The sequence below is a fragment of the Pseudomonas sp. BE134 genome (assembly GCF_031456105.1).
GTDB lineage: Bacteria > Pseudomonadota > Gammaproteobacteria > Pseudomonadales > Pseudomonadaceae > Aquipseudomonas.
Genome location: NZ_JAVDUA010000034.1, coordinates 1 through 13,654 on the forward strand (window position 1 = coordinate 1; position 13,654 = coordinate 13,654).

A 13,654-nucleotide genomic window follows, 5' to 3' on the forward strand; every position below is an offset into this window, starting at 1 on the left:
CGGCCACACCACCAGCACATTATATATTTTTCGGTGGGTGTTCACATAAACACCACAACAAAAACAGAGTTTTGTGGGGGGGGTTTTGTCCCCCCCCCCCCCCCCCCCCCAACCCCCCCCCCCCCCCCCCCCCAGTTTAGAGGAACAAGCCCGGACCCGGGCGACTTCCTTCGGGGAATCTGACGCCCACTTTGCCGATCTTGTTCCCCTCCATGACCGCGACGGTCCAAATGGTGTTGTTCCACTCCACCTGGTCACCGACCACGGGCGCACCCCCGACTTTCTGGGCGATGAAATGACCGAGCGACATGTCCGGATCGATGCCTTCGACTTTCAACCCATACAGCGACGCAACCGCGCCCAGCTGGGCGTCTCCTTCGAGCACGAAGTCGCCGAAGAAGCGCAAATCCAGACCCCGTTGCGGTGCCTTGCTGAAGAGTTTTCCGAGGGCCGGCAGGTTGTGTTCATGGCCAATAACACACAGTAAATCATCGACTTCGAGCACCGTACTACCCGACGGATGGAGCAATTGCTGGCCACGAAACAGGGCAGCGATGCGCGTGCCTTCGGGCATTTTCAGCTCCCGGAGGGGCGAGCCGATGCACCATTTCTCGGCGCCGAGGCGATAGACGAACATCTCCCATTCGCTGGTGACATGCACTTCCAGGGCGGAACGCGAGATCGGCGCGGGGTCGGGTGGCACCGTCACTTTCAGCAGTTTGGCAACCCACGGCAGACTTGTGCCCTGCACCAGCAGCGACACCAGCACGATAAAGAACGCAAGGTTGAAATAGAGTTGGGCGTTGGGCAGGCCGGCCATCAGCGGGAACACCGCCAAAATGATCGGGACCGCGCCACGCAGGCCGACCCAGGAAATGAACGCCTTTTCGCGGCCATGGAACGCCTTGAACGGCAGCAAACCGATCACCACTGACAGCGGCCGTGCACACAGAATCATCCACAGCGCCAGACCCAGCGCGGGCAGGGCAATCGGCAGCAGGTCATGCGGTGTGACCAGCAGGCCCAGCACCAGGAACATCCCGATCTGCGCCAGCCAGGCCATGCCGTCGAGCATGTGCAACATACTGTGCCGACTGCGCACCGGGCGGTTGCCGATGACCAGGCCGCACAGATACACCGCGAGGAAGCCGCTGCCGTGCAGGGCGTTGGTCAGGGCAAACACCACCAGGCCGCCGGCAATCACCAGAATCGGATAGAGACCGTTGGCCAGATTGATGCGGTTGACCAGTTGCAGCATGACCCAGCCACCGGCAAGACCGACGACCGCGCCGATACCGAACTCACGCACGAAGTGCACGAGCAGGCTCCAGTGCAGGCCCGTCTCGCCGCTGGCGAGCATGTCGATCAGCGTCACGGTGAGAAACACCGCCATCGGGTCGTTGCTGCCGGATTCGATTTCGAGGGTGGCGGTGACCCGTTCGTTCAGGCCTTTGCCACCCAGCAGCGAGAACACCGCTGCGGCGTCGGTCGAGCCGACAATCGCGCCGATCAACAAGCCCTGAATGATGCTCAGGTTGAACAACCACGCGGCCACCATGCCGGTCAATGCGGTCGTTATTAACACCCCGACCGTGGCCAGCGACAGTGCAGGCCAAAGCGCAACACGGAAACTCGCGACCCTGGTGCGCAAACCACCGTCGAGCAGGATCACTGCCAACGCGAGGTTACCGACCAGATATGCCGTGGGGTAGTTATCGAAAATAATGCCGGCGCCGTCGACACCGGCGGCCATGCCCACGGCCAGGATAATCACCAGAATCGGGATGCCGAGGCGGGACGAAAGAGAACTCACCAGAATGCTCGCACCTACCAGCAACGCGCCGATCAGAAACAGGCTGTTGATGGTGATTGCATTCAAAGGCATTACTCCAGAAAACAAAAAGGCGGGCACAAACTGACCATGCAGTCTGCGTGCCAGCGATTCTAACCTGTTGAAATGTGATGCTGTCAAAAAGGTTTGTGCAGCGCAGGAGGCGAAGGGTGGTGATCGTTCCCACGCTCCGCGTGGGAATGCCTCAATGGACGCTCTGAGTCCGCTTAGGGACGCGAAGCGTCCCCGGCTGCATTCCCACGCAGAGCGTTGGAACGATCATTGTCAGCGGGCGCATGGCTGACAGTGGCTACCCCCCCCAACCATGTTGTTCATGTCTTGCGCGTTTTTGTCGCACAAAGGCCCCCGGCGACGAAGTGCAGGAACCCCATCCGCCAATCACAGTCTTTACTGCTCGCTGGAAAGGTCACCCGCCAGGAAAATCAAGGCCTTGGACCTGAATAACCCTGGCGTGCGTGGTGACTTTTCTTTATCGTACGCGCCCTTTGAAAATGCTCGGAAAATCAAAATGTTGGAAGCATCCCTAAGCCAATTGGAACAGCTGGTAAATGACCTGGTGCAACAGAACCAGGCACTGCTGGGCAGCAACCAGACCCTGAGTGCAGAACTGGCTCAGGCCAAAGATGAAAACGAAAGCCTGCAATTGAGCCTGATGGAACAGGAAGAGAAACAAGGCGCCACCGCCGCACGCATCCAGGCCCTGGTTGAGCGCGTCAGCGCCGGCCCGGTCAGCGCATGAATCAAGGCGCCGCAGGGGTAAAAGTCGTCTCGATCCTGGGGGAGGACTATTCGATCAAGGCGCCGGCCGGGGAAGAGCAAACCCTGCTGGACGCCGCGATGATGTTGAAGGCTGCTTTGGCCGACACCAAAAGAAAGTACCCGACACTGATCGGTGACCGCCTGTTGGTACTGGCTGCAATGAATCTGTGCTCGCAGCAGATTGAAATGCAAAAGCAGCACAAGCAGGAACTCGACCGTTACCAAGAGCAAGTCAGCGCCACGGTTGAAGTGATCTCCAAGACGATCGGTCAGCAAGGCTGACACCGCATATTAAAGTGCCCCTTGGCCAGGGGCGCTATCGCCTGATGTATTAACTGCGCCAGGCGACAATTGTGTCCCAGCTTCCATCAGGTTGTTTGTCATAGCGAAATCCTCCTGCCATAGATGTGCGCCCATTTGATATGAGGTAGTCACCCACATCGAGCAGAAGTAGAAACTCCTCAACACCGACCGGTTGTGATGCTCTTTTGACGATGGCTGAACTCAAAACAATTTGGACGAAGTAACGACCGTCGTCTGTTACGACAAATTCTTTTTTAGTCACAGTGGGATTTGTCGAGCCCTCCATTACCGTGCCGCCGACCCTGGCGTATTTGATCAAACTATCTTCGTTCCACGCTCGTTTTGGCAGGGAAATATCGTTGTCTTTGTTCATGACTTCTCTCATTGATTACAAGGAAGACGTGCACGTTGTGAGTCCCGGAGACCTAAATTAGTCGCAGATAGCTATTTTGTAACCTGTCATAGTTGACAGGTGCGCGCTTGTTTTCCCCGCTCGGAGTAAGGCGTTTAACCCACTGAAATATGGCAGCTGTCGCTGCTGCTTGCGCTTTTGCTTAAATAATTGGACGCAATAATTTTCCGCGTTGTGGCAAGGAGTTTTTTAGGCTGTATACAATCGGCACGCCAGTTGCAGTGTTTCAGCCTCTTATTCTTTGGGGGTGTTCCATGCAGTTTTGGCGACGCAGTATTCAATGGCAGTTAATCCTGAGCATGGGCACCGCCCTGCTGGTCAGTATTCTGATCGTGGTGGGCATTTATACCCTCGTGGTTAACCGTCTCGCCCAGAGCTATCTGGTCGAACAAGCCCTGCCGTCGAGCATCGAAGCGATGCGCAACGACATCGAGCGAATCCTCGTTCAACCCCTCACCGCCGCCAAGGACATCGCCAGCAATAGCATGGTGCGCGACTGGTTGGCCGGGGGTGAAGACGATGCCCGGACGGCGACGTTCGTACGGTACCTGGAAGGCATTCGCGCTGAACACAAAGCCTTTACCGCGCTGATTATCGGCACGGCTTCTAATCACTATTTGACCGAAAAAGGCCTGGAACGGACCCTCAGCCGTTCCAACCCCAAAGACGCCTGGTTCTACTCATTCCTCGACAGCAATCAGCCGCGCACCCTCAATATCGACAATGACACCACGACCGGAGAATTGGCGCTGTTCATCGACCTCAAGGTTGAGCACGCGGGTAAAGTCGTGGGCGTTGCCGGCCTCGGGTTGAGCATGAAAGAGTTGTCGGAGCTGATCCACAACTTCAGCTTCGGAGCGCGCGGCAAGGTCTATCTCGTGCGTTCCGACGGTTTGATCCAGGTGCATCCCGAAGCGCAATTCAGTGGCAAACGCACCCTCGCCGAGCAGATTGGCGCGCCGGCAGCGCAGGCCGTCATGGGTCAACTCTCTACCTCCACAGCGTCTGCCACCAACAGCAGCTTCGTGCGCGATGGCGAAGACTTCCTCGCGTTGAGCCTGCCGCTTCGGGACTTGGGCTGGACGCTGGTGGCCGAAGTGCCACAGTCGCAGATCTACGCCGAAGCGCGTCGCGCGATGTGGATGAGCAGCGGCATCGGCCTGGCGGTAGCGCTGGTGTGCCTGTTGCTGGTGGTATTGCTGGCCCGTGGTTTAGTGCGTCCGATCCGTCAGGTAACAGCTGCGTTGGTAGCCATCGGTAGCGGTGGTGGCGATTTGACCCATCGGTTGGATTCCAGTCGCGCCGATGAACTGGGCGATCTGGCGCGCGGCTTCAATCGGTTTCTGGACAGCCAGCGCGAAATGATCGGCGAAGTGCTGACCACCAGCGAACGACTGCGCACCGCTGTTGGCCAAGTGGCAAAGGTGGTGGACAACACCGCGGAACGTTCTGGCCGTCAGCAGGAAATGACTGACATGGTGGCCACCGCTGTTCATGAGATGGGCCTGACCGTGCAGGAAATCGCCCAGAACGCTGGCAACGCGGCGATCGCGTCGCAGAATGCTCGCGATGAGGCGATGCAGGCTCGCGAAGTGGTGGGCGGCTCGATCCGGCATATTGAATGCATGTCCGACGAAATCGGCATCGCAGCGGGTGCCGTGGGTGAGCTGGCCAATCAGGTGGCGTCGATTGATCAAGTGCTGGCCGTGATTCGCGGGATCTCCGAGCAGACCAATTTGTTGGCCCTCAATGCCGCCATTGAAGCTGCGCGGGCCGGGGACATGGGGCGTGGGTTTGCGGTGGTGGCGGATGAAGTGCGGACATTGGCGCGGCGGACACAGTCGTCGACGGACGAGATTCAGCAGATGATCGGCAGCCTCAAGCAAGGCGCGGAGAACGCGGTGTCGTCGATGCATTCCGGGCAAGCCGCGACCGGCACGGGTGTTGAGTCGAGCCAGCGCACTGGGGTGTCGTTGACGGCGATTACCGGCCAGGTGGAGCGCATCAGCGACATGAACCATCAGGTGGCGGCGGCGACGGAAGAGCAGTCGGCGGTGACGGAAGAGATTAACCGGAACGTGCAGGGGATTTCTGATCTGGCGCGGGCGACGGCGGGGGAAGTCAGGGCTTGCCGTGAGGACTGTCATACGTTGCAGCGGTTGGCGGATGATTTGGCGCGGCAGATGGGCAGTTTCAAACTCACCTAACCGATCGTTCTCACGCTCCGCGTGGGAATGCAGCCCGGGACGCTCCGCGTCCCTTTGCGATCGTGACGCAGAGCGTCACAGGAGGCATTCCCACGCGGAGCGTGGGAACGATCAGTGAAAGGTTGTCAGAACCATTCATCCTGCATCGTCAAACACACATCATCCCGCGCCTCAAGAATCGCCAGTTCATGGTGGCAACCCGGCACTTCCCACGTCAGGAAATACCGCGCCGCCTGCAGCTTGCCTTTATAGAAGCTCACATCCGCCGCATTACCCTTGGCCAATCCTTCCTCGGCGCGAATCGCCTGCTCCAGCCAGCGCCAGCCAATCACCGTGTGCCCGAATACTTTCAGGTACAGCGCCGAGTTCGCCAGGCTGCTGTTGACCTTGCCTTGCCCCAGGTCGATCAGCAGGCCGATGGTCACTGTTTGCAAACGTGCCACCAGTTTTTCCAGCGGTTCACGCAGCGCGGTCAAGGACTCATACGCATGCGCCCGCGCGCCTGTGTCGGCGATCAGCCGAATCAATTGCTTGAGCCCCGCACCACCATTCTGAGCGAGCTTGCGTCCCAGCAAGTCCAGCGACTGAATGCCGTGCGTACCTTCATGAATCGGATTCAGACGGTTGTCGCGGTAGTACTGCTCCACCGGGTATTCGCGGGTATAACCGTGTCCGCCGAGAATCTGGATCGCCAGTTCGTTGGCCTTCAGGCAAAACTCCGACGGCCAGGATTTGACGATAGGCGTCAGCAAATCCAGCAATTCATGGGCCTGTTTGCGCTCGGCTTCGGTCTCAAGTGTGGTGGTGTCATCAAACAGTCGCGCAGCATATAACCCGAGGTCGAACGAACCTTCGACGTAGGCTTTCTGGGTCAGCAACATGCGTTTTACGTCAGCGTGCTGAATGATCGCCACTGGCGCGGTGTTCGGGTCTTTGCTGTCCGGCACGCGACCCTGCGGCCGCTCGCGGGCGTATTCCAGCGAATACAAATAGCCGGCGTAACCGAGCATCACCGCGCCCATGCCGACGCCAATCCGCGCCTCGTTCATCATCTGGAACATGTAGCTCAAACCGTGATGCGGCTTGCCCACCAGATACCCCACACACTCGCCGTTATCGCCGAAATTCAGCGCAGTGGACGTGGTGCCGCGCCAACCCATCTTGTGGAACAACCCGGCCAGCAACACATCGTTGCGCTTGCCCAGACTGCCGTCATCGTTGACCAGGTACTTGGGCACGATGAACAGCGAAATACCCTTCACCCCGGCCGGTGCGTCCGGCAGCTTGGCCAACACCATGTGCACGATGTTTTCCGAGAGCGGGTGATCGCCGCCGGAGATGAAGATCTTGTTGCCCTTGAGGCGATAAGTGCCGTCAGACGCAGGTTCGGCGCGGGTACGAATGTCCGACAGCGACGAGCCGGCATGTGGCTCGGTCAGGGCCATGGTGCCGAAGAAGCGGCCGTCGATCATCGGTTGCAGGAAACGCTGTTTCTGCTCCTCGGTACCGAAGCTTTCAATCAGGTTCGCCGCACCCATGGTCAAGAACGGGTAAGAAGTCGACGCCGCGTTAGCCGATTGAAAATGCGCGAAGCAGGCCTGGGACAGCAAGGTAGGAAGCTGCATGCCGCCCGCGTCGAAACTGCGCGCAGCATTGAGGAAACCGGCTTCGAGGAACGCATCCACCGCTGGTTTCACTTCCGGAATCAGAATCGCCTTACCGTCTTCATAGCGCGGCTCGTTCTCGTCACCCTTGCGGTTGTGCGGGGCGAAGAACTTCTCGGCGATGTTGCGGGCGGTGCCGATGGCAGCATCGAAGGTCTCACGATTGTGCTCGGCGAAACGCTCACGCTGGGTCAGGCCCTCGGCATCGAGGACTTCATACAGCTCGAAAGCCAGATTGCGGGAACTGAGCAACGTCTCGGACATGGCGGACTACCTTTTAAAAGTATGCCGCAGTCTAGGAAGACTTATAAAAATGGGGAAGGAAGATAGATGGGGGTGATGGGGCGGCACAAGCTACAAGCTTCAAGCTGCAAGTAAGAGCGGTTTGCTTCTACTTACAGCTTGCAGCTTATAACTTGCCGCTGCTGCTTAACCTATGGTCATCAGACTGGCATTACCTCCAGCAGCAGCGGTGTTAACGCTCAACGCGCGCTCGATCACCAGACGCTCCAGCGCAATGTTGGTCTCGCCTTGCGACAAACCATGAACACCGACAATGGCGCCCGCACGCTTGGCCACTTGCTGGCAGACCGCACGCAACTGGTCCGAATGGCCATGATGCAGAACCGCATCAAACACCACGTCGTCCTTGTGCCAGTCGGACACCAACTTGATGCGTGCCTGAGCTTCCTTCGGCAGACGTGCGAACAACGCCTTGGTCAGGTCAGATTCCGGCCACACTGCCGAACCGCCAACCGCCAACACCGCTGCCAGTTGAGTCAACAGATCGCCTTCTACTTCCGCCAGGCTCAGCACGTGCTCACGCGGCAGGATGGCGTAGCTGTTGCGCTCGCCGGTCGGGCCTGCCAGAACACGGGTGATCCCGCTTTGCGATTGCACCGCGAACTGCACGCACAGGGTGCTCAGGTCGGCAAACTTGTGGCTGTCAGCCCAGGCTTTCAGGGCGGTCAGCGGCTTGCTCATGGCGTCACGCAGACGAACGTCCGGGGCTACGACGGCGTCTCCGCGAGCGAAGGATTGTTCGATGGCATCGGTAGGACGCGTCGACAGCAGGCGGTACAGGTACAGCGGACCACCCGCCTTTGGACCGGTACCCGACAGACCTTCACCACCGAACGGCTGCACACCCACCACAGCGCCAACGATGTTGCGGTTCACGTAGACGTTACCGGCATTGACGTTGTCGATCACCTTGGCGATGGTTTCGTCGATGCGCGTGTGCACGCCCAGCGTCAGGCCATAGCCGGAAGCGTTGATCTGACCGATCAGTTGATCGATGTCTTTGCGCTTGTAACGAACCACGTGCAGCACCGGACCGAAAATCTCCCGTTGCAGTTCGTCGAAGCTTTCCAGTTCGATCAGGGTCGGCATCACGAAGGTGCCACGTTTGACTTCTTCGCTGTTGGCGATGGCCACCTGGTACACGTTGCGACCTTTGTCGCGCATGCCCTGGATGTGCTTCTCGATGCCAGCCTTGGCTTCGGCGTCGATCACCGGGCCGATGTCCACGGACAGACGCTCAGGGTTGCCGAGGCGGCATTCAGCCATGGCACCCTTGAGCATTTCGATGACACGGTCAGCGGAATCTTCCTGCAAGCACAAGACGCGCAGTGCCGAGCAACGTTGACCGGCGCTGTCGAAGGCCGACGACACGACGTCGATCACCACTTGTTCGGTCAATGCCGAAGAGTCGACGATCATCGCGTTCTGGCCACCGGTTTCGGCGATCAGCGGGATCGGGCGGCCCTGGGCATCCAGGCGGCCGGCGATGTTGCGTTGCAGCAGGCGAGCGACTTCGGTGGAACCGGTGAACATCACGCCTTTAACTCGATCGTCACCCACAAGTCCCGCACCGACGGTTTCGCCACGGCCCGGCAGCAGTTGCAGCACGCCTTCCGGAATCCCGGCTTCGAGCAGCAAACGCACGGCTTGAGCTGCGACCAGCGGGGTTTGTTCCGCAGGTTTGGCCAATACCGGGTTACCGGCAGCCAGTGCCGCCGCGACTTGACCACTGAAGATCGCCAGCGGGAAGTTCCACGGGCTGATGCAGACGACCGGACCCAATGGGCGGTGGGCGTCGTTGGTGAAATCGTTGCGTGCCTGCACCGCGTAATAACGCAGGAAGTCCACGGCCTCACGCACTTCGGCGATGGCGTTGGCGAAGGTCTTGCCGGCCTCGCGAGCCAACAGGCCCATCAGCGGCTGGATCTCGCCTTCCATCAAATCGGCGGCGCGTTCCAGAATCGCGGCACGTTCGGCAGGCGGGGTGGCCTGCCAGATCGGCGCGGCGTTCAAGGCGCACTGGATGGCGTTATCAACGTCATCGACGGTCGCTTCCTGCACATGGCCCACCACGTCACGCAAATCGGACGGGTTCAGCACCGGCGCCGGGGTTTCAGTACTGGAGACGCAACCGAGCATCGGCGCGGCTTTCCAGTGGTTGTGAGCAGTGGCCAGCAAAGCGCAGGACAGCGAAGCCAGACGATGTTCGTTGGCCATGTCGATGCCGCTGGAGTTGGCGCGCTCGGCACCATACAGGTCACGCGGCAGCGGGATACGCGGGTGCGGCAGGCCGAAGCCGCCTTCCAGCGTCGCCATTTGCTCGATGCTGGCCACTGGATCGGCCACCAGCTCCTGGATCGAAATGGATTGGTCGGCGATGCGGTTGACGAACGAGGTGTTCGCGCCGTTTTCCAGCAGGCGACGTACCAGGTACGCCAGCAGCGTTTCGTGAGTACCGACTGGTGCGTACACGCGGCACGGACGGTTCAGCTTGCCTTCGGAAACTTTGCCTACAACCTGTTCGTACAGCGGTTCACCCATGCCGTGCAGGCACTGGAACTCGTACTGACCCGGGTAATAGTTCTGACCGGCGATGTGGTAAATGGCCGACAGGGTGTGGGCGTTGTGCGTGGCGAATTGCGGGTAGATGACTTCCGGCACCGACAGCAGTTTGCGAGCGCAAGCGATGTAAGAAACGTCGGTGTACACCTTGCGGGTGTAGACCGGGTAGCCTTCCAGACCTTCGACCTGGGCGCGCTTGATTTCGCTGTCCCAGTACGCGCCTTTCACCAGGCGGATCATCAGGCGATGACGGCTGCGGCGAGCCAGGTCAATCACGTAGTCAATCACGTACGGGCAACGCTTCTGGTACGCCTGGATCACGAAACCGATGCCGTTCCAGCCGGTCAGTTGCGGCTCGAAGCACAGGCGCTCCAGCAGATCCAGCGACAGCTCGAGGCGGTCGGCTTCTTCGGCGTCGATGTTCAGGCCGATGTCGTATTGTTTGGCCAGCAAGGTCAGCGACAACAGGCGCGGGTACAGCTCGTCCATCACACGCTCGTACTGCGCGCGGCTATAACGCGGGTGCAGTGCCGACAGCTTGATGGAAATGCCCGGGCCTTCATAAATCCCACGACCGTGGGACGCTTTGCCGATCGAGTGAATGGCTTGTTCGTACGAGGCCAGATATTTCTGGGCATCGTGCTCGGTCAGTGCCGCTTCACCGAGCATGTCGTAGGAGTAGCGGAAGCCCTTGGCTTCGAACTTGCTCGCATTGGCCAATGCTTCGGCGATGGTTTCGCCGGTGACGAACTGCTCGCCCATCAGGCGCATGGCCATGTCGACGCCCTTGCGGATCATCGGCTCGCCGCTCTTGCCAATGATGCGGCTCAGGGACGAAGTCAAACCTGCTTCGTTATGCGTGGCGACCAGTTTGCCGGTCAGCAGCAAGCCCCAAGTGGCTGCGTTGACGAACAGCGACGGGCTGTTGCCCAAGTGCGGGTGCCAGTTGCCGGTGCTGATTTTGTCGCGGATCAGCGCGTCGCGGGTGCCTTTGTCCGGGATACGCAGCAGCGCTTCGGCCAGGCACATCAGTGCAACGCCTTCCTGGGACGACAGGGAAAATTCCTGCAGCAGGCCCTGAACAATGCCGGCACGGCCACCGGCGCTTTTCTGATTGCGCAGTTTTTCGGCAATCGAGGCGGCGAGCTTATTGGTGGCTTCGGCCATGGCGACCGGCAGGCGAGCCTGTTCGATCAGCATTGGCACCACTTCCGGCTCAGGGCGACGGTAAGCGGCGGTGATCGAAGCACGCAGCACGGATTGCGGCAGGATGCTTTCGGCGAATTCGAGGAAGCACTGGTGGGCGTGATCCAGAGGCGCATCGACGGTGTCGTCGGAATCCTTGGTCAAACCGCTCAGCTCGGTCAGGGTTGCACCACCCTCGAGTTTTTCCAGGTAATTGAAAATTGCCTGCTTGATCAGCCAGTGCGGCGTGCGATCAATCGAGGTCGCGGCAGCCTTGAGGCGTTCGCGGGTCGGGTCGTCAAGTTTGACCCCAAGAGTGGTGGTAGCCATTTTTTATCCTCATGTTTGCCACGACCGCGTGGCATCAGCTGGCGGCAAGATTAGCCGTGCAACCGTTGAGGTGCAACCGGGTGCAACCCTTTTTTTGTCGGAATTATCAGCGGCTCATCAGGAATTAAATTCCGGTACGAATGTACCGCTTCGGCTTGGTGCTTTTGCTTCTAGCAAATCGCAATGGCTGCCCTAAAAGGAAGCAAAAACATCGGTTTATTGAAAAAATCAGGTTGGGTGCAACTTATTCTCAAGAAATGGGTTGCACCTCATTTGCGTTGTTGAATAGGATTCGCGCCCCAAGGTGCAACCGGATAGAAAATCGGTGCGCCGGCTGATGGCTTTCCTGGGGAAACATCAGTCATTAAATGCGCAGGCTTCGAAATCGTCTGAACAAACATTGTCGTTTGTCGGCGGTTCACACGCTGCCGCTACATAAAAACAAAGCCAGGGCATCACTTAATGAGCGCAAGCAATCCAACCCTGATCACGTTTGTGATCTACATCGCAGCAATGGTGCTGATCGGCTTCATGGCCTATCGCTCCACCAACAACCTTTCTGACTACATTCTAGGCGGTCGCAGCCTGGGCAGCGTCGTGACGGCCTTGTCCGCTGGCGCTTCCGACATGAGCGGCTGGTTGTTGATGGGCCTGCCGGGCGCCATCTACATGTCCGGTCTGTCCGAAAGCTGGATCGCCATTGGCCTGATCATCGGTGCTTACCTGAACTGGCTGTTCGTCGCTGGCCGTCTGCGCGTGCAGACCGAGCACAACGGTGATGCCCTGACCCTGCCGGATTACTTCTCCAGCCGTTTCGAAGACAAAAGCGGCCTGCTGCGGATCATTTCTGCGGTGGTGATTCTGGTGTTCTTCACCATTTACTGCGCATCCGGCATCGTGGCCGGCGCCCGTCTGTTCGAAAGCACCTTCGGCATGTCCTACGAGACAGCGCTGTGGGCCGGTGCTGCGGCGACGATTGCCTACACCTTCGTTGGCGGTTTCCTGGCCGTGAGCTGGACCGATACCGTACAAGCCACGCTGATGATCTTCGCCCTGTTGCTGACGCCGATCATCGTGCTGCTGGCAACCGGTGGCGTCGACACCACCTTCCTGGCCATCGAAGCGCAAAACCCAAGCAACTTCGACATGCTGAAAAACACCACCTTCATCGGCATCATCTCGCTGATGGGCTGGGGCCTGGGTTACTTCGGCCAGCCGCACATCCTCGCGCGTTTCATGGCGGCGGATTCGGTCAAGTCGATCGCCAATGCCCGTCGCATCTCCATGACCTGGATGATCCTGTGCCTGGGCGGCACCGTGGCAGTCGGCTTCTTTGGCATCGCTTACTTCAATGCGCACCCAGACGTGGCAGGTCCTGTGACCGAAAACCACGAACGCGTGTTCATCGAACTGGCGAAAATCCTCTTCAACCCATGGATCGCCGGTATCTTGCTGTCGGCCATTCTGGCTGCCGTGATGAGCACCCTGAGCTGCCAGTTGCTGGTGTGCTCCAGCGCCCTGACCGAAGACTTCTACAAAACCTTCCTGCGTAAATCCGCTTCCCAGCTGGAACTGGTCTGGGTTGGCCGCGCCATGGTGCTACTGGTTGCCCTGATCGCCATCACGATGGCCGCTAACCCGGAAAACCGTGTACTGGGTCTGGTCAGCTACGCCTGGGCCGGTTTCGGTGCTGCGTTCGGTCCAGTCGTTCTGATCTCCGTGATCTGGAAAGACATGACCCGCAACGGCGCACTGGCCGGTATCCTGGTCGGCGCGATCACCGTGATCGTCTGGAAACACTTCGAACTGCTGGGCCTGTACGAAATCATCCCTGGCTTCATCTTCGCCAGCCTGGCCATCTACATCGTCAGCAAACTGGGCGCGCCGACTCACGGCATGCTTCAGCGTTTTGCTGCGGCCGAGGCAGACTTCCGCCTGAACAAGTGATGGGGGAGCTTCGGCTCTGACCTTTCCCAGCACATGAAAACGGCCCGCTTCCTTTGGAGACGGGCCGTTTTTTTGTGCCTATGCAAAACTCAAAACACTGTGGATTCCCTGTGGGAGCGAGCCTGCTCGC

General features: G+C 59.1%; 8 protein-coding genes and 1 pseudogene. 5 read left to right on the plus strand and 4 right to left on the minus strand.

Features of this window, described 5'->3' with window-relative positions; all coding sequences use genetic code 11:
• Positions 1-136 precede the first annotated feature (136 nt).
• Complete coding sequence (locus J2Y56_RS24160; protein WP_007947125.1) at positions 137-1,879, minus strand: potassium/proton antiporter; 1,743 nt, start codon at positions 1,877-1,879, stop codon at positions 137-139.
• Positions 1,880-2,360: 481 nt separating this feature from the next.
• On the opposite strand from J2Y56_RS24160, the gene J2Y56_RS24165 reads away from it, so the two are divergent.
• Together J2Y56_RS24165 and J2Y56_RS24170 are read left to right on the plus strand one after the other, a co-directional pair.
• Positions 2,361-2,591, plus strand: a complete 231-nt coding sequence (locus J2Y56_RS24165) for a hypothetical protein (protein ID WP_007947124.1) — start codon at positions 2,361-2,363, stop codon at positions 2,589-2,591.
• Positions 2,588-2,893, plus strand: coding sequence for a cell division protein ZapA (locus J2Y56_RS24170; protein WP_310353123.1), 306 nt, complete (start codon positions 2,588-2,590; stop codon positions 2,891-2,893). The genes J2Y56_RS24165 and J2Y56_RS24170 overlap by 4 nt, the downstream gene beginning before the upstream one ends.
• 49 nt (positions 2,894-2,942) lie before the next feature.
• On the opposite strand, the gene J2Y56_RS24175 is transcribed toward J2Y56_RS24170, so the two are convergent.
• A complete protein-coding gene (locus tag J2Y56_RS24175; RefSeq protein WP_007947122.1) occupies positions 2,943-3,287 on the minus strand; it encodes a hypothetical protein in 345 nt (114 codons plus the stop codon).
• A 338-nt stretch (positions 3,288-3,625) separates the two neighbouring features.
• Between J2Y56_RS24175 and J2Y56_RS28555 the strand changes: the two are divergent.
• Together J2Y56_RS28555 and J2Y56_RS28560 are read left to right on the plus strand one after the other, a co-directional pair.
• Positions 3,626-4,669: pseudogene (locus tag J2Y56_RS28555) on the plus strand (cache domain-containing protein); the annotation flags it as partial.
• Positions 4,670-4,801: 132 nt separating this feature from the next.
• Positions 4,802-5,533 carry a methyl-accepting chemotaxis protein gene (locus J2Y56_RS28560; RefSeq protein WP_405046884.1) on the plus strand — a complete coding sequence of 244 codons (732 nt, stop codon included), beginning with the start codon at positions 4,802-4,804 and terminating at the stop codon, positions 5,531-5,533.
• A gap of 125 nt (positions 5,534-5,658) precedes the next feature.
• Here J2Y56_RS28560 and J2Y56_RS24185 read toward each other — a convergent pair whose 3' ends face one another.
• Both J2Y56_RS24185 and putA read right to left on the minus strand, forming a co-directional pair.
• A complete protein-coding gene (locus J2Y56_RS24185) occupies positions 5,659-7,461 on the minus strand; it encodes an acyl-CoA dehydrogenase (RefSeq protein WP_310353127.1) in 1,803 nt (600 codons plus the stop codon).
• Positions 7,462-7,626: 165 nt separating this feature from the next.
• Entirely contained in the window at positions 7,627-11,577 is a 3,951-nt protein-coding gene (putA, locus tag J2Y56_RS24190; RefSeq protein WP_310353129.1) for a trifunctional transcriptional regulator/proline dehydrogenase/L-glutamate gamma-semialdehyde dehydrogenase, read from the minus strand.
• A gap of 462 nt (positions 11,578-12,039) precedes the next feature.
• Here putA and putP point away from each other — a divergent pair, with 462 nt between their 5' ends.
• Positions 12,040-13,524, plus strand: a complete 1,485-nt coding sequence (gene putP, locus J2Y56_RS24195) for a sodium/proline symporter PutP (protein ID WP_310338822.1) — start codon at positions 12,040-12,042, stop codon at positions 13,522-13,524.
• The last annotated feature ends 130 nt before the right edge of the window (positions 13,525-13,654 follow it).